15 protein-coding genes and 1 pseudogene are annotated in these 16334 nt (G+C 72.7%); 10 read left to right on the top strand and 6 right to left on the bottom strand.

Annotated features, from left to right (window positions below; translation table 11 throughout):
- Positions 1-630, bottom strand: a pseudogene (locus tag ETD83_RS03395) (hypothetical protein); the annotation flags it as partial.
- Between the two features lie 107 nt (positions 631-737).
- Between ETD83_RS03395 and ETD83_RS03390 the strand changes: the two are divergent.
- The 3 genes from ETD83_RS03390 to ETD83_RS03380 all read left to right on the top strand — a co-directional run bounded on the left by ETD83_RS03390 (position 738) and on the right by ETD83_RS03380 (position 2534).
- Positions 738-1193 (top strand): flavodoxin family protein, encoded by a 456-nt coding sequence (locus ETD83_RS03390; RefSeq protein ID WP_138643555.1) that lies wholly within the window; start codon positions 738-740, stop codon positions 1191-1193.
- A gap of 39 nt (positions 1194-1232) precedes the next feature.
- Positions 1233-1532: a Dabb family protein gene (locus tag ETD83_RS03385; RefSeq protein ID WP_138643544.1), complete on the top strand. Its 300-nt coding sequence runs from the start codon at positions 1233-1235 to the stop codon at positions 1530-1532.
- A 330-nt stretch (positions 1533-1862) separates the two neighbouring features.
- Positions 1863-2534 (top strand): response regulator, encoded by a 672-nt coding sequence (locus tag ETD83_RS03380; protein WP_138643543.1) that lies wholly within the window; start codon positions 1863-1865, stop codon positions 2532-2534.
- Here ETD83_RS03380 and ETD83_RS03375 read toward each other — a convergent pair.
- Positions 2509-2739 carry a hypothetical protein gene (locus tag ETD83_RS03375; RefSeq protein ID WP_138643542.1) on the bottom strand — a complete coding sequence of 77 codons (231 nt, stop codon included), beginning with the start codon at positions 2737-2739 and terminating at the stop codon, positions 2509-2511. The two genes, ETD83_RS03380 and ETD83_RS03375, sit on opposite strands and share 26 nt — an antisense overlap.
- Before the next feature lie 278 nt (positions 2740-3017).
- Here ETD83_RS03375 and ETD83_RS03370 point away from each other — a divergent pair, with 278 nt between their 5' ends.
- A complete protein-coding gene (locus tag ETD83_RS03370; RefSeq protein WP_138643541.1) occupies positions 3018-5153 on the top strand; it encodes an MMPL family transporter in 2136 nt (711 codons plus the stop codon).
- Here the strand turns inward: ETD83_RS03370 and ETD83_RS03365 are convergent.
- Positions 5150-5818: a TetR/AcrR family transcriptional regulator gene (locus tag ETD83_RS03365; RefSeq protein WP_230420648.1), complete on the bottom strand. Its 669-nt coding sequence runs from the start codon at positions 5816-5818 to the stop codon at positions 5150-5152. The two genes, ETD83_RS03370 and ETD83_RS03365, sit on opposite strands and share 4 nt — an antisense overlap.
- Positions 5819-5931: 113 nt before the next feature.
- Here ETD83_RS03365 and ETD83_RS03360 point away from each other — a divergent pair, with 113 nt between their 5' ends.
- Complete coding sequence (locus ETD83_RS03360) at positions 5932-6516, top strand: HAD family hydrolase (RefSeq protein WP_138643539.1); 585 nt, start codon at positions 5932-5934, stop codon at positions 6514-6516.
- 14 nt (positions 6517-6530) lie between these two features.
- On the opposite strand, the gene ETD83_RS03355 is transcribed toward ETD83_RS03360, so the two are convergent.
- Entirely contained in the window at positions 6531-7601 is a 1071-nt protein-coding gene (locus tag ETD83_RS03355) for a hypothetical protein (RefSeq protein WP_230420647.1), read from the bottom strand.
- Between the two features lie 152 nt (positions 7602-7753).
- Here ETD83_RS03355 and ETD83_RS03350 point away from each other — a divergent pair, with 152 nt between their 5' ends.
- A complete protein-coding gene (locus ETD83_RS03350; RefSeq protein ID WP_138643537.1) occupies positions 7754-8485 on the top strand; it encodes a peptidyl-tRNA hydrolase in 732 nt (243 codons plus the stop codon).
- A gap of 49 nt (positions 8486-8534) precedes the next feature.
- Here ETD83_RS03350 and ETD83_RS03345 read toward each other — a convergent pair whose 3' ends face one another.
- The gene (locus ETD83_RS03345) at positions 8535-11057 is read right to left on the bottom strand and encodes a M14 family zinc carboxypeptidase (RefSeq protein ID WP_138643536.1); all 2523 of its coding nucleotides are present in this window, start codon (positions 11055-11057) and stop codon (positions 8535-8537) included.
- 53 nt (positions 11058-11110) lie between these two features.
- Positions 11111-11815 (bottom strand): hypothetical protein, encoded by a 705-nt coding sequence (locus tag ETD83_RS03340; RefSeq protein ID WP_138643535.1) that lies wholly within the window; start codon positions 11813-11815, stop codon positions 11111-11113.
- A gap of 235 nt (positions 11816-12050) precedes the next feature.
- Here ETD83_RS03340 and ETD83_RS03335 point away from each other — a divergent pair, with 235 nt between their 5' ends.
- The 4 genes from ETD83_RS03335 to ETD83_RS03320 all read left to right on the top strand — a co-directional run bounded on the left by ETD83_RS03335 (position 12051) and on the right by ETD83_RS03320 (position 16200).
- Positions 12051-12347: a hypothetical protein gene (locus tag ETD83_RS03335; protein ID WP_138643534.1), complete on the top strand. Its 297-nt coding sequence runs from the start codon at positions 12051-12053 to the stop codon at positions 12345-12347.
- Positions 12348-12812: 465 nt separating this feature from the next.
- The gene (locus tag ETD83_RS03330) at positions 12813-13892 is read left to right on the top strand and encodes a sugar ABC transporter substrate-binding protein (RefSeq protein WP_138643533.1); all 1080 of its coding nucleotides are present in this window, start codon (positions 12813-12815) and stop codon (positions 13890-13892) included.
- Between the two features lie 171 nt (positions 13893-14063).
- The gene (locus tag ETD83_RS03325) at positions 14064-14849 is read left to right on the top strand and encodes an ATP-binding cassette domain-containing protein (RefSeq protein ID WP_138643532.1); all 786 of its coding nucleotides are present in this window, start codon (positions 14064-14066) and stop codon (positions 14847-14849) included.
- Between the two features lie 13 nt (positions 14850-14862).
- Positions 14863-16200, top strand: a complete 1338-nt coding sequence (locus ETD83_RS03320; protein ID WP_230420646.1) for a sugar ABC transporter permease — start codon at positions 14863-14865, stop codon at positions 16198-16200.
- The last annotated feature ends 134 nt before the right edge of the window (positions 16201-16334 follow it).

Genomic DNA, 16334 nt, shown 5'->3' with positions numbered 1-16334 from the left:
GTCGGGGGACAGGAGGGTGACGACCAGGACGAGGAGCCCGGCGGCCCCGGCGAGGCCGAGGACGTCCGGGAGCCACGGCGCGCCGTCCATGGGCGCGCCGGTCGCGCCGAGACCGGCCGCGACCTGGCCGACCGACCGGATCGACACGCCGCCGAAGGCCAGCGAACCGGCGACCGCGGCGACGACGAGCAGCGCCCCGGTCTTCACGGCCGCGCGGACGCGGTCCGGGTGCGGGCGGACCGCGAACCGGTCGCGCTCCAGCCACAGCCCGCCGAGCGCGGCGGCGAGCAGCGGCAGCCGCCACGCCGCGTCGTCGCCGGTCAGGACGGCGAGGACGGCGAGGACGATCACGACGACCAGGCCGTACCAGGCGGCGCGGCGGCGCAGCAGGACACCGCGGGCGAGGAGCGCGAGGGCCGGGCCGAGGGCCACGGCGTGGGCGGGGGCGAGCGGGCCGCCGGTGACGGTCCGCGACAGCCGGTCGAGCCATGGCGGGGACGCCGCCAGCGCCGGGGCCGCGACCAGCACGGCGACGGCCAGCGTCGCGGCGGCGAGCGGCCAGACCGGCCGCGCCCTGCGCGGCCGCGCCGCCGGGGGGACGGCCTGCCAGGATGAATCGCCTGCTTCCACGAAGCACACCTCCGCTGCGCCGACCGCCAAGATCCTTTGGACGTCATTCCCCGAACGGGATCTTTTACCACGTCGGCCCCTTCCGCCCCAGGGTTAGGCTCGTGAGGGTGAAGAGGCTGCTGATCGTGCATCACACGCCGTCGCCGTCCGTCCAGGCGATGTTCGAGGCGGTGCGCGCCGGAGCGTCCACCGACGAGATCGAGGGCGTGGACGTGGTGTCCCGCGCGGCGCTGGCGGCCACCGCCGTGGACGTCATGGAGGCGGACGGCTACCTCCTCGGTTCGCCGGTCAACCTCGGATACCTGTCCGGGGCGCTCAAGCACTTCTTCGATCAGATCTACTACCCGTGCCTGGAGGAGACCGCCCGCCGTCCGTTCGGGGCGTTCCTGCACGGCAACAACGACGCGACCGGCGGCCTGCGGGCGCTGGAGTCGATCACCACCGGGCTGGCGTGGAAGGCCGTCCAGCCGCCCGTGGTCGTGGTGGGGGAGCCGTCCAAGGCCGATATCGACGCGTGCTGGGAGCTCGGCGCCGTCACGGCGGCCGAGCTCGGCGAGGTCTAGGCCCGCGACCTCCGGCGCCGGCACCGGTAGCGTTCCGCCATGAACGTTTTCCGGCATGTGGTGATGTTCAGATGGGCCGAGGGGACCACGACCGGCCAGCAGGACGAGGTCGCCGCGCGGCTCCGCGAGCTGCCCGCCGTGATCCCGGAGATCCGGGAGTACAGCCTGGGCGCCGACGCGGGCGTGAACCCCGCCGCCTACGACTTCGTGCTGGTCGCGGACTTCGCCGACCGCGACGCCTACCTGGCCTACCGCGACCACCCGTCCCACCGGGCCGTGGTCGAGCGGTACATCGCGCCGATCGCGGCGGAGCGCGCGTCCATCCAGTACACGACGTGAGCCCGGCCGGACACGCGGCCGCGTGCGCCGTCAGCAGCACCTAACAAGCGCTTGAGTCTGAACGATTTTCGGGTTACCGTCACCGGAGACGCCCACCGGGGACGGATCGCGCCCCGTCCCCGGCGGGCGCAACGGCGGACGAGCCCGCACGGCGGAAGGGCCGGGCACGGCGCCGTCCGCGCGAGGGCACCGTCCGCGCGAGGGGCCCGAACCGTCGTACCGTTGCGGCGTGACCGTCAGCACCGGCGCCGGCCCGGCCCGCGCTCCGCAGATGGACCCGGCCCGCGCGCCGCGCCCCGACCCGGCCCGCGCGCGACGCGATGAGCGTCCGTGATCCGCGTGGTGCTCGCCGACGACCAGTCGCTGGTCCGCGCCGGCTTCCGCTCGCTGCTGGCCGGCGGCGGCGACATCGAGGTGGTCGGGGACGCCGAGCACGGCGGCGAGGCGGTCGAGCTGGCCCGCGAGCTGCGCCCGGACGTCGTCCTCATGGACATGCGGATGCCCGAGGTCGACGGGCTCACCGCCACCCGCCGGATCGTGTCCGACCCCGCGCTGAAGGACGTGCGGGTCGTCGTCCTCACCACCTACACCGACGACGACTACGTGTACCTGGCGCTGCGGGCGGGCGCGTCCGGCTTCCTGGTGAAGGACATCGAGCCGGACGAGCTGCTGCGCGCCGTGCGGGTCGTCGCGGGCGGCGAGTCGCTGCTCGCGCCCGCCGTGACCCGCGCCGTCATCGAGGGGTTCGTCGCGCACCGCCCCGACCCGGCCCGTCCGGCGGTCGTGCTCGACGGGCTCACCGGCCGGGAGCGCGAGGTCGTCCGGCTGGTCGGCCGCGGCCTGTCCAACGACGAGATCGCGGCGCGGCTGCTGCTCAGCCCGCTGACCGTGAAGACGCACGTCAGCCGGGCCATGGGCAAGCTCGGCGCCCGGGACCGGGCGCAGCTCGTCGTGCTGGCCTACGAGTCGGGGCTGGTCACCCCCGGCGCCGCAGGCTCATGATCTCCTCGCGCAGCTCCTGCGGGGTCGGCGCCTCCAGCAGCCGCGGGCCGCTGCGCAGCGGCACCATGGCCCACCAGGATCCGGTCGCCTCGCCGTACCAGACGCGTACTCCGGGGAACTGCTCCATCAAACCGCGGGCCGTGGCCGCGCGCAGGGCCGCGGGCGTGGGCTCGTCGCGACCCGCGGCGCCTCGCTGAGCCGTCATACCGCCCCCCCGGTGGTCTCTCCAATAGCAGCGTCCCCACGGACCAAGGCGTCACCCCTACTCGGCAATTAGTGACTAAGCACACTATGGGGGTTAGGGGACTCGCACCGTGGGATACCGCGCCGGATGTACTCCAACGGATGTATCCGGCAGGGGTGAATGACACCGTCCGCCCGATGTGCCGAACCTGGTCGCTGGGAAACGCTGGAGCCGCCGTCAACATTCCCGACCGCCCGGACGTGACCTCGTCCGGGGACGCACGCACGAGGGTGGTTCTCATGAGGCTGGCCAGGCTCGCCCGGATCTGCTACCGGAGGCGGCGCCTCACGGTGGCGGGCTGGATCGTCGGGACGATCGCGGTGATGGTGCTCGGTTTCGGCTTCGCCGCCGAGCCGCTGAACGACTTCTCCGGCGGCGACTCCGGATCGGCGAAGGCGTCCGACCTGCTGGACGAGCACTTCCCCGACCAGAGCGGCGACTCGATCACGCTGGCGGTGCGCGCGGACGCGGGCGTCCAGAGCCCGGGGGCCAAGCCGAAGGTGCAGCAGGCGATCGACCGGCTGGCCAAGACGCCGCACGTGGCGTCGGTGTCGTCGCCCTACGAGACGCCCGGGCAGATCTCGCCGGACGGGAAGACGGCGTTCGCGACCGGGAACCTGGACGTCCCGTCCGACGACATGCCGAAGCCGGACGTGACCGCGCTGCTCGACGACGTGCGCAGCGACACCGGGCCCGTCCAGGTCCAGCTCGAAGGGGCCGCCGTGGACGTCGCCGAGACGCCAGGCGGCGGTCCCTCGGAGGCCATCGGCGTGCTCGCGGCCATCGTCATCCTGCTCGTCGCGTTCGGGTCGGTGCTGGCGATGGGGCTGCCCATCCTGACCGCGCTGTTCGGCATCGGCTCCGGCCTCGCGCTGATCATGCTGCTCGGGCACGCGCTGCCCGCGCCGTCGTTCGCGCCCATCGTGGCCGCGCTGATCGGGCTCGGCGTCGGGATCGACTACGCGCTGTTCATCGTCACCCGCTACCGGGAGGAACTGCACGCCGGGAAGGACCCGGAGGAGGCGACCGTCAAGGCCGTCACCACCGCGGGACGCGCCGTGCTGTTCGCCGGGACCACCGTGGTGATCGCGCTGATGGGCCTGTTCGTCATGCAGCAGAGCCTGCTCAACGCCGTCGCCGTCGCGGCCGCGACGGCCGTGCTGATGACGATGCTCGGCGCCGTGACGCTGCTGCCCGCCCTCCTCGGCTTCGCCGGACGCTCCATCGACCGGCTCCGCGTGCCCGGGTTCGGCAGGACCCGTGGCCGCCCGCTGGCCGAACGGTGGGCGCGGGCCGTCCAGGCGCACCCGGTCGTCGCCGGGCTGTGCGCGGCCGCCGTCCTGCTGGTGCTGGCCGTGCCCGCGCTGTCGATGCGGCTGAGCCTGCCGGACTCCAGCACCCAGCCGCACGACCACAGCGGGTACAAGGCGAGCCAGATCATGGCGGCGGGCTTCGGGCCCGGCACGTCCGCGCCGCTCGTGCTCGTCACCGAGGGCGGGACCGGCGCGGACGCCGGACGGCTCGCCGCGGCCGTCCGCGAGACCCCCGGCATCGCCGCCGTCCAGCCGCCGCGCACCAGCCAGGACGGCGCCGCGTCCATCCTCATGGCGTTCCCGACCACCGGGGCGCAGGACGAGGCGACCCCGGAGCTCGTCCACGAGCTGCGCGACGACGTCATCCCCCGCGTCATGGACGGGACGGGTGCCGAGACCTACGTCGGCGGGCCGAACGCGGGCGCGATCGACTTCGCCGACGACGTGAGCACCCGGCTGCCGTGGCTGATCGCGGTCGTCGTCGGCCTGTCGCTGCTCCTGCTCGTCGGGCTCGTCCGGTCGGTGACGGTGGCGCTGCAGGCCGCCCTCATGAACCTGCTGTCGATCGCGGCGGCGTACGGGGTGCTGACGGCCGTCGTCCAGTGGGGGTGGGCCGGGAGCGTGCTCGGGTTCCCCACCGACATGCCGGTGACGACCTGGGTGCCGCTGATGATGTTCCCGATCCTGTTCGGGCTCTCCATGGACTACGAGGTGTTCCTCGTGTCCCGCATCCGCGAGACGTACGAGTCGGGCGTCCCCACCCGGGAGGCCGTGGCGCTGGGGCTGTCCCGCACGGCGCGCGTCATCACCGCCGCCGCGGCGATCATGGTGATGGTGTTCCTGTCGGTGCTGCTCGGCGCGGACGTCGCCGTCAAGCAGATGGGCCTCGGCCTCGGCGTCGCGATCCTGATCGACGCGACGATCGTGCGGCTGCTGCTCGTCCCGGCGCTGATGGAGCTGTTCGGCGAGGCGAACTGGTGGCTTCCCCGGCCGCTGGGGCGGCTCCTGCCGTCCCGCCGCGTGCCCGCCGAGCAGTCGAGCCAGGACGGCGTGCGCGTCTAGTGCCGGTTGATGCCGTCGAACATCACCTTGAGGTAGTGCTCGGCGAGGCCCTCGGCGTTCAGCCGCCCGCCCGGACGGAACCAGCGGACCGCCACCCAGATGGTGTCGCGGATCATCCGGTAGGTGAGCTTCGGGTCGAGGTCGGCGCGGAAGAGGCCCTGCTCCTGACCCGTCCTGAGGGTGTCCACCCACATCTTCTCGACCTCGTCCTCGGACTTGGTGAGATAGGCGAAGCGGGCCATCCCCTTCAGGTAGTTCCAGTCGTTCTGCATGACCGTGACGGCGGCCCGGTGCGGCTCCAGGGTGCCGAACGCCACCCGGACGAGCCCGGCGACGGTGTCGCGCGGATTGTCGCCGCGGTCGAGCACCGCCTGATAGGCCGACATGATCTCGCTGAAGAAGCTCGACAGGATCTCGTCGGCGATCGACTCCTTGGAGTCGAAGTGGTGGTAGAGGCTGCCCGACTGGATGCCCGCCTCGTCGGCGATGTTGCGGACCGTCGTCGCCTGGAACCCCTTCTCGGCGAACAGTTCCGCGGCCAGTCTCACCAGGTGCTCGCGCCGTTCCGACGCCAGGGGAGCCGAGCCCTTGCCGCGGCGGCGGGCACCGCCCTCGCCGGCCGCGCGTGGCCTGGATCGTCCGGATTCGGCGCTCGTGGTCGTCACCCCCTCATTATGCCGTCTCGCCCGGTCGCCCGCTCGATCGTCGGCTCCAGGGTACGCGCTCGCACAAGCGCTTGCTACGTTCGGCCGCCGCGCATCCCGCATAGGCTCGGGGCATGCCCGATGTGATCGTTTTCGACCTGTACGGAGTGATCGCCCGCACGCAGACCCCCGGGGCCGTGCGGCGGATCGAGGAGATCGCCGGCGTCCGGGGGACCCCGTTCTGGGACGCCTACTGGTCCTGCCGCCCCGCCTACGACGCCGGCCGGGCGAGCGCCGACTACTGGGCGGACGTCGCCGGCGTCCTCGGCGTCGCGTTCCCCGACGTCCCCGCGCTGATCGAGGCTGACCTCGACAGCTGGACGGACGTGGACGACACGATGGTCGCCCTCGTCCACGAACTCGCCGACCAGGGCCGCACCCTCGGCCTCCTGTCGAACATCATCGGCGACCTCGTGCCCCGCTTCGAGGCCCGCCACGGCGGCTGGCTCTCCCGCTTCGACGCGCTCACCTACTCCTGCCACATCGGCGTCGCCAAACCCGATCCGCGCGCCTACGAGATCTGCGCCGACCGCCTCGGCGTCCGCCCCGCCGACGTCCTCTTCTTCGACGACACCGAACGCAACGTCGTCGCCGCCCGCGAGACCGGGATGCGCGCCGAACTCTTCACGTCCCCGACCCAGATCCGCGCCATTCTCTGACCGCCCTCCGGACGTCAGGACGGCGGAGGGAGCTCCTCGGCGGCTTCGGCGGCTTTCGAGAGGCGTTCGCGGAGGGTGCGGACGAGTTCGTCGCTCTGCTCGGTCAGCCGCTCGATCGCGGGGAGGGCCAGGTCGTCGCGGACGGTGTCGGCGAGCAGCTCGTCGTACTCGTGCGCCTTCTCCGCGATCGTCTCCAGGTGCCGCTGGGCGCGCAGGACCTCGTCCGCCTCCTTGGCGCGTTCGGCGTAGCGTTCGAGCGCCTCCACGCGGCGCGTCACGGCCGCGACGGAGATGTCGAGCTTGTCGCGCAGCGGGCGCAGCGCCGCGGCCACCTCGGGGAGCGTCGAGGCGCCCTCCATCCGCGCCTGGTCGGCGCGCAGCGTCGACTGCCGCGCCAGCACCTGCGCGATCTCCCATTCCTGGCGCGGCAGCGTGACGGCGTTGTCGACCGCGTCCAGCAGGCCGTCCCGGTTGACGGCGGAGCCCTGGACGGCGTCGACCGCCGCCTGGACGCGCGCCAGCAGCGCACGGCCCTCGTCGTCGAAGTCCTCGGGGGTGAAGTAGCGGTCGCGGCGCCGTTCGAGCTCGCGGGCCCGGCGCAGGTCGAGGGAGACCGACGGGGTGCCGAGCGCGACCAGGACGGCGAGCATCCCGAGGGCGATCAGCCACAGCGAGCCGAGCACCGGCGAGCCGAGCAGGCCGAGGCCGAGGACGGTCATCGGCGCGAGCCACAGCAGCGGCCTGCGGCGCGCGACGAGCGTGTCGAGATCGGCGCGCAGCGCCGGGTCGGCGACGGGGCGGGGCTCGGCGGGCACGCCGTCCTCGGGGGCGCGCGGCGGCGCGATCCGGTGCCAGTACGTGGACACGTGCGTCTCGAACGCGAAGTCGGTCCGCGCGATCTCGATCTCCGTGGGCCCGGCGGGCAGCGGCCACGAGCCGACCGGCTCGCCTCCGCCGGGGCCGGTGAAGCGGACCCACCAGCCGCCCTTGCCGTCGTCGCACCGGTAGCGTCCCGGGGCGACGTCGATCCCCACGAAGTACGTCCCGACTCCCGGTATGGAGTCGCTCCACGCGCCACTGGTCACCGGCGACCTCCGACCCGACTGCTCCGCCATCCCCCGCCGTGACCGGCGAGGGCCGTTCGGCCCGTAACAGGAAAGACGTCCGAGGGACGGCACAAGTTGCCGTACCCACATCCGGGTCCGGAAAGCCGCGCGGAGTTTGGAATACTCCACGCGTGCGACCCGACTTCGATCCCCGCGACGATCCGCCCTGGGCGATGCAGCTGGTGGTGCGCGCCGAGAAGGCCGCCCCGCCCGAGCACGCCGCGGTCTGCGAGGCGGCGGCGACCGCGGTCGTCCGGCTGCTCGCCGACCCCCGGGCCACCGAGCCGGACGGGGAGTGGCACGGCGCCGTCCGCGAGTGGGAGGCGCGCCGGATCCGGAAGGTGACGCGGCGGGCGCGGGGCGTGCGGTGGCCGGAGGCGGAGGCGCTGCCCGGCGTGACCGTCGGGCACGCGGGCGCGCAGGTGCGGGCGTTCCCGCCGGGCCCGGTCGCGGACGTCCCGCCCGAGCTGGCGAAGCTGCAGGTCGCGGGCCTCGACCTGGCGGAGGCGGAGGAGCCGGGCCCGCCGCCCGAACCCCCGTACGCGGTCATCGCGATCAACCCGGACGTGACGATCACGACCGGCAAGGCCGCCGCCCAGTGCGGGCACGCGGCCCAGCTCCTGCTGCGCCAGGGGCGGCGGAAGGACGTGGCCGCGTGGCTGGACGGCGGCGCCCGCGTCCACCTGACTCCGACGAAGTCGGACCGGGGGGCGTGGGGGGTCGTCCCCCCTCGGGAAACAGCGGCGAAAAACGTCCCGTGGCGGCAGTGTGTGAAGAAGGCGACGGTTGCGGTCCGCGACGGCGGGTTCACCGAGGTTCCGCCGGGAACGATGACCGCTATCGCCTGGATCGTGCGTAAGTAAGAGTGGGCGGCGTGCCGGGTGGCCCCCGCAGCCCGGCACGCCGCTCGGCTCAGGGAAGGGTGACCGCGATCGGGTCGATGCCCGCCTTCCGGATGAGGGACGGGAGCCGTCCCGCGAACGGGTGGTGATCGGTCGGCAGGCCGCGCGGGTTGTCGATCACGTAGTGGACGACGTCGCCGCTGCGGCTCTCGGCCCACCGGGCGCCGGCCGACCGCAGGACCGACGCCGCCCTCGCCGCGTCGGCCGACCTCACCGAGACGCGGAACGGCGACTCATGCGACGGCAGCGCCGCCGCCCGCTCCGCCGCCTTCGCGGTGGCGCCCGCCTGCGGGGCCCGCGCCTTGGCCGGGTCCGGTCCGAGGATCGCGTTGTAGAGCAGCGTGGCCGTCCCGTCGGTGAACGCGCGGAAGTTGGGCTCCGCCGCGAACAGCACGGACCGTCCCGCGCCGACGGGCTGGTCCACGACCGCCGCGGTGCCGCCCAGCTCGGACGCGCCCTGCTCGAAACCGGACACGAACCAGTCGGGTGAGTCCGGCTCCGGATACGCCACGACGACCCCGCTGGACGCCTTCATGACCGGGTCGTAGGACGTGAAGTTCCAGGCCGTGGCACCGACGTTCGCGGCGAGCGGGCTCGTCCCGTCCACCTTGACGCGGAACAGCGTGCCCGGGATGTCGGACGCCGGCTCCGTCAGCGTCGCGGTCGTCAGGCCGAGCAGCGCCGCCAGCTCCGTGCCGCCCTGCCAGCCGATGTAGCGGCCGCCGTCCCGCGTCCACTGCTGGAGCGCGGCCCGCCCGGTGTCGCCGAGCGCGTCGTAGGCGGGCTTCGACGGGCCGTCCGGCGTCACCAGGACCTCGACCCCGGCCAGCTTGCCCGCGGCCACGTCCGCCGGGGTCAGCAGTGTGAACGGCAGCTTCCAGTCGCGGTCGAGGCGGTGCCGCAGCCAGCCGGCCGACTGGCGCGCCGCCGACGACGTCGCCGACAGCTGCAGCACACCGAGCTTCGGCGCCGTGCCGTCATGCCCGGGACGCGGCGCCGGCAGCGTCCCCACGGGGGTGGCGCGCGGGTGCAGGACGGCCCCGGACGACCCGCCCGACACGTTCCCCAGCAGCGGCAGGCTCCACGCCGTCACGTCGTAGAAGTACGGGAACGGCGTGTAGGAGTCCTCGTTCAGCATCGCCTGGATCCAGTGCTTCTGGCCCTGCGCCATGGAGATCCAGTACGTGCCCGCGGGGAGGGTCGTCTTCGCTTCGGGCCGCCCGTACGCCTTGAAGTCGGCGACGGTCAGCGGCCGGGCGAGCCTCTTCACGTCCACGCCCATCCGCTGCAGGCGGCGGACGATGGTGCGCACCTCGTCGCGCTTGGCCGGGTCGTCGTCCCGCAGGAAGTAGCTCCGCAGCGGACGGTCGGGCACCTGCCGGTCGATCTGGTTCGGCGGGTTGTAGACCTGGTTGGGCTCCAGCTTCCCCGCCTTGCCCTGCGCGTAGGCGTCCACGGTCATCTGCCGCCACTGGCTCAGGATCTGATGCCGGTTGCGGCCTGCGGCCGACAGCGTCACCCACTGGGTGAGGTACTGCTCCTTCACCCGCTCCGGGTACGGGCTCTCGCCGCCCTTCTCGAACGTCATCCCGGCGGCATGGAACGCGCTCGTCGGCACCGTGTCGCCATAGCCCTGGTAGAAGAGGTCGTAGACGTCGCGATTGAAATAGTCGATGCCCTGCCGCGTGAACTCGGCCGCCATCGCCGCGCCGTACAGGTCGTTGATCCAGCCGACCGCCTGCTCCGGCGTCTCGTGGTAGATCGGGTCGGCGTTCGGCGGGAAGAAGTACGACGTCCCGCCCATCTCGTGCGCGTCGATGTAGAGCGCGGGCGGGTACTGGTTCAGCATCTCCAGCTTGCCGTCGGTCTCCGGCTGCGTCCGCGCGAACCAGTCGCGGTTCATGTCGAAGCCGTAGGCGTTCTGGCGCGTGCCCGCCTCCCGGCCGTCCGGGTTCTGCGTCGGCAGGACGATGACGAGCGCGTTGTCCAGGATCGCCGTGGCGGCGCAGTCGGTACGGTCGCCGAGGTCGCGCAGCACCTTGAGCGCCGCGTCGGTGCCGCTCGGCTCGTTCCCGTGCACGTTCCCGCTGACCCACAGGATCGGGACGCCGCGCTCGGTGATCCGCTTGGCCAGCGCCTGCGGCGTGCGCGGGTCGCGCAGCAGCCCGGCCTCCGCCCGCACCTTGGCCAGCCCGGCCTTGGACATGAGCTCGGGACGTCCCGCGATGGCGTACTTCAGCGGACGGCCCTGCGCCGTCCTGGCCAGCGTCCCGGAGATCACCCGCTCGCTCTTGGCGGCGACCGTCTCCAGGTACGTGTCGGACTCGGCGGCGGTGGCCTGCCGCTCACCCAGTTCGAAACCGAGGACCTGCTCGGGGGAAGGGACCTTGCCCCGGTAGACCGGTTCGGTCCGCGTCGGATCGCAGCCGGACGGGGCCGTCGGGGATTGTGCGGCGGCGGGCACCGCGAGCGCCGCGGGGACCGCCAGGGACATCGCCACCAGCAGGGGCGACACCAGTTTTCGGGCTCTCATGGCGACAACGTGTCACCGGACGGAAGCACCACCAAGGGCAACTTCTGCCAAGATCAGTCGTGTCTCCCGGGGCGGGGCCGCGGGCCGGTCAGCGCGGCGGCCCGGTTGATCGCCTGGAGCGCGAACTCCTGCGTCCGGGTGAGCCGGTGCGGGCCGCTGGACGAGCCGTCGTCCGGCGAATCACCGGGCGGGGTGTCGCCTTCCTGCCGCGGCGCGCTCGCTAGCTGGGCCTTCGCGCTCAGCCCGTACGACAGGAACAGCAGGACGACGAATCCCGCCAGGTACAGCAGGTGCTCGGCCAGCCCGCCCCACCTGCCGGTGAACACGTCCAGGACGGCGAACATCGCGAACCCCGCCATCCACCCGGCCGTCGACGGCACGAACAGGATGTCGCGGCGCAGCGCCACCCCCGCCACCGCGCACAGCACGAGCGCCCCCTCGACCAGCTTGACCAGGACGAGCATGCCCGTCGCCGGGCCGGAGGCGAAGTAGCCGTCGATCTCGTCCTGCCGGTCGCTCCACAGCAGGAAGCCGCTCAGCAGCCCCGTCACGCCGTACGCGATGAGGAACACGCCGACCGCGTAGTGGAACCGGTGCCACGTCCGCCCGCCCGCGCGGGGCCTGGCAGGCGGGGGCGCCTGCCCGGGGCCTGGAGCGCCTCCCGGGGCGCCCGGTGCGGCTCCCGGTGCGGCGCCCGCCGGGACACCGAAGATCGGAGTGGCGTCCGGGTCGGCTGCTGGATCCGGGCCCAGCGTCATACGTCGCCCCCAAGTCATGTTCATCTGCTATGCGCAAGATATCCCGGATAGCCGCTCGCCGACGTCCGAAACGCGCCCCGAACGCCGGGCCCGCGAACGGGCAGGCCGGGCGGGCGGCGGGGGCAATGGCCGGGCCGACCGGCCGGCGGTGCTTGCACACGGGCGGACGAAGCGGGAGGCTGGGATCTCGTCGGGCCGCGCGGAGTCCGTGGGGAACTGCCGTGAGGAACCGAGGATGACGCCTGACGATACGGGAACCGCCGCGCCGTCGAAGACGCGGATCGAATATCTGGAAGAGCTCGGTGACGCGCTGGTCGAGCGCGGGTTCCGGGTGCGGATCGTCCTGCCCCGCGACCAGTCGCCCGTCCTGCACGTGATGAACCCGGACGCGTCGGCCCTGACCGAGAACGTCCTGGCGGAGCAGGCCGCGGACGGCTGGTGGTACTGGTGGTCCTGGGCCGAGCGCATCGTGCCCGCCGATGACGCGTCCGGCGCGGCCGCCCGCATCGCGCGGGTCCTCGCCACCCGCTGATCCCGCCACCCGCCGATCTCGCCGCCCGCCTGATCCGCCACACGCCGGTCTTGCCGCCCGCCTGATCCGCCGCACGCCGGTCTCGCTATCCGCCTGATCTGCCAATCGCCGATCTCGCCACCCCGGCCGGTCTCCCGGACCCCGGCGGATCTCCCTGTGCGGCTGCGCGCCGGGCGGGGGGAATGTTGACGCGCCGAACATTCGGGATGCGCCGCGCCCGGCACGGATGCGGGCGCGGTGGCGAGTGCGCGCGGGCTCGGCACAGGGGCAGGGCCGGGTTGATCTCGCGGTTACATGATTGTTATCGCCAACAACAAATCAACCGGGCGACGGGTCTGGCGTGACGGACAAGGCCGACATATGTTGCGGGGCACAACATTCCCGTCGGTGGCCTCGGACACCGACATCTCGGCCTTACCCCCCGGCCGCGGCACGGCGCGGCCACCCCCAGAAAGGACCCGGGCTATGCGCAAGGGGATCCTCAGCCTGGCGGCCCTCACGGCGGCCGCGGCGCTCACCCTCACCGCGTGCGGGGACGACTCCGGCGAGTCCGGCGGCGGCTCCGGATCGGCCAAGGGCAAGGTCGGCGTGATCCTGCCCGACACCACCTCGTCCGTCCGGTACGAGAGCTTCGACCGGCCCTACCTGGAGCAGGCGTTCAAGGCGGCGGGCGTCGGCTACGACATCCAGAACGCCGAGGGCTCGGCCCAGCGCTTCCAGACAATCGCCGACCAGATGCTCACCAGCGGCGTCACCGTCCTGATCGTGGACGGCCTGGACTCCAACTCCGCGGCGGCCGTCCAGCGCAAGGCGCAGGCGCAGGGCGTCAAGACCATCGACTACGACCGGCTCACGCTCGGCGGCGTCGCCGACTACTACGTGTCGTTCGACAACGTGAAGGTCGGCGAGGAGCTCGGCAAGGGCCTGCAGAAGTGCCTCGGCGACAAGAAGTCGAACATCGTCTACCTGAACGGCGCGCCCACCGACAACAACGCGACCCTGTTCTCGCAGGGCGCGCACAGCGTCCTCGACAAGGCGGCGACCTACACGAAGGCCGCCGAGCAGGCCGTGCCGGAGTGGAAGGCGGACCGGGCCGCGACGATCTTCGAGCAGATGTGGACCGAGCAGCAGGGCAGGATCGACGGCGTGGTCGCCGCCAACGACGCGCTCGGGGGCGCGGTCGTGTCGATCCTCAAGAAGAACAAGCAGGCCGGCAAGGTCGCCGTCACCGGCCAGGACGCGACGCTGGAGGGCCTCCAGAACATCCTGGACGGCAACCAGTGCATGACGGTCTACAAGCCGGTCAAGCAGGAGGCCGACGCCGCCGCCAAGCTCGCCGTCTCCCTGATCAACGGCCAGAAGGGCGAGACGAACGGGACGGTCAACGACCCGACCGGCAAGCGGGACGTCCCGTCGGTGCTGCTGACCCCGATCGCCGTCTTCAAGGACAACGTCAAGCAGGTCGTCGACGACGGCTTCATCAAGAAGGCGGACCTCTGCAAGGGCGCCTACGCCGCCAAGTGCGCGGACGCGGGCGTCCAGTAGCCCCCCCGCTGACCTCGTGGCGGGCCCCGATCCACTGGGGACGTCCTGGATCCCCCGGAAACCCGGGACGCAGGGGCCCGCCACGAGCACCCATCCCCGCCACGAGCGCCGTCCCGCCACGGGACCACCCGCCACGGGACCACCTCGGCAGGGAGACACGGAAGGAGACACGTGGCAGACAACGGAGACCCCGTCCTCCGCCTGACCGGGCTCAACAAGAGCTTCGGCGCCGTCCATGTGCTGCACGACGTGGACTTCACCGTACGGCTCGGCGAGGTGATGGCCCTCGTCGGGGACAACGGCGCGGGCAAGTCCACCCTGATCAAGTGCATCGCCGGGATCCACCCCTTCGACTCGGGGCAGATCGAGTTCGACGGACGCCCGGTGACCGTCGACGGCCCGCGCGCCGCGTCCGAACTCGGCATCGAGGTCGTCTACCAGGATCTCGCGCTGGCCGACAATCTGGACATCGTGCAGAACATGTTCCTCGGCCGGGAGCGCCGCAAGGGCCTCGTGCTGGACGAGCCGTCCATGGAGGAGGCGGCCCGGGAGACGCTCGCGCGGCTGTCAATCCGCACCGTCAAGTCGGTCCGGCAGCAGGTGGCGAGCCTGTCCGGCGGGCAGCGGCAGACCGTCGCGATCGCCAAGGCCGCACTGTGGGAGTCGAAGGTCGTCATCCTCGACGAGCCGACCGCCGCGCTCGGCGTCGCACAGACCCGGCAGGTCCTCGACCTCGTCCGGAGGCTCGCCGACACCGGGCACGCCGTCGTGCTCATCTCGCACAACATGAACGACGTGTTCGAGGTGGCCGACCGCATCACCGCGCTGTACCTCGGCCGGGTCGCGGCGGACGTCGCCCGCGCCGAGGTCACCCACGGCCAGGTCGTGGAGCTCATCACCGCCGGCCGTTCCGGCGATCTCGGCCTCGCGCCGCAGACCGCCGCCGAGAGCATCTGAAGGGAGGACGCAGGTGTCCACCGACATCCCGGGCGACGGCGTCGCCAAGGGCCCCGACCTCACCAAGCGCCCCGACCTCACGAAGGGCGCCACCGGCGGGACCATGACGCTGGCGGACTCGGACTTCGCGACCGACCGGCGCGAGCACGACATGAGGTCCGCGCTCCTGGACTACTGGCACCGGATCAAGGCGGGCGAGCTCGGCGCCCTGCCCGCCGTGCTCGGCCTGATCTCCCTGGTCGCGCTGTTCACCGCGCTGAAGCCCGACACGTTCCTCAGCAAGGGGAACATGGCGAACCTGTCCGTGCAGGCGCTGCCCATCACGATCCTCGCGATGGGCCTGGTGTTCGTGCTGCTCCTCGGCGAGATCGACCTCGCCGCCGGCGTCGCCAGCGGGCTGTGCGCGGCCGTGCTCGCCAAGCTCATCACCGACGCCGGGCAGCCCTGGTACACCGCCGTGCTGAGCGGCGTGGCGATCGGCATCGTCATCGGCACGTCCATCGGCTGGCTCGTGTCCGTGCTGCGCATACCGTCGTTCGTCGTCACGCTCGCGTTCTTCCTCGGCCTGCAGGGCGTCACGCTGCGGCTGATCGGCGAGGGCGGGACGGTGCCCGTCCGCGACGACGTCATCGTCGCGCTGTCCAACAAGAACATGCCGATCTGGCTCGGCTGGGCGCTCGCCGGCGTCTGCGTCGCCGGGTACACCGCGACGCAGCTGCTGCGGTGGCGGCGCCAGCACGTCCGGCGGCTGCACTCCAAGCCGATCGAGTTCGTCGTCGCGCAGTGCGCCGTCGTCGCCGCGGCCCTGCTGATCAGCACCTACGTGCTCAGCCTCGACCGCGCCCCGAGCCCCCTGATCACGCTCGGCGGCATCCCGTGGGGCGTGCCGCTGGTCGCCGCGCTGCTGATCGTCTGCACGTTCGTCCTCGGCCGCACCGCCTACGGGCGGCACATCTACGCGGTCGGCGGCAACTCCGAGGCCGCCCGCCGGGCGGGCATCAACGTCACCCGCATCCGGATCTCCGTCTTCATGATCGCGTCCGGGCTGGCGGCGGTCAGCGGCATCGTCGCCGCCTCCCGCCTCAACTCCGTCGCCACCAGCGCCGGCGGCGGGAACACGCTGCTGTACGCGGTCGGCGCCGCCGTCATCGGCGGGACGAGCCTGTTCGGCGGACGCGGCAAGGCGCGCGACGCCGTCCTCGGCGGGCTCGTCATCGCGCTCATCGACAACGGGCTCGGGCTGCTCGGCACCAGCGCCTACCTCAGCTACCTGATCACCGGGCTGGTGCTGCTGCTGGCCGCGAGCATCGACGCGCTGGCCAGGCGCCGGCGGTCGAGCGCGGGGAGATGACCCGTGAACCCGGCCGGGAACGGACGGGAGCCGGTGGCCCGCCCCATCGGCTTCCCGGCCCTGCCCGACGGCCCGGACGGTGCTTCCGGGCCGTGGAACGCTGCTGATACGCTCACGGACCACGACCGCCTGGC

Source organism: Actinomadura soli, from assembly GCF_005889715.1.
Lineage (GTDB): Bacteria > Actinomycetota > Actinomycetes > Streptosporangiales > Streptosporangiaceae > Spirillospora > Spirillospora soli.
This window is presented reverse-complemented; position numbering and strand designations above follow the sequence as displayed.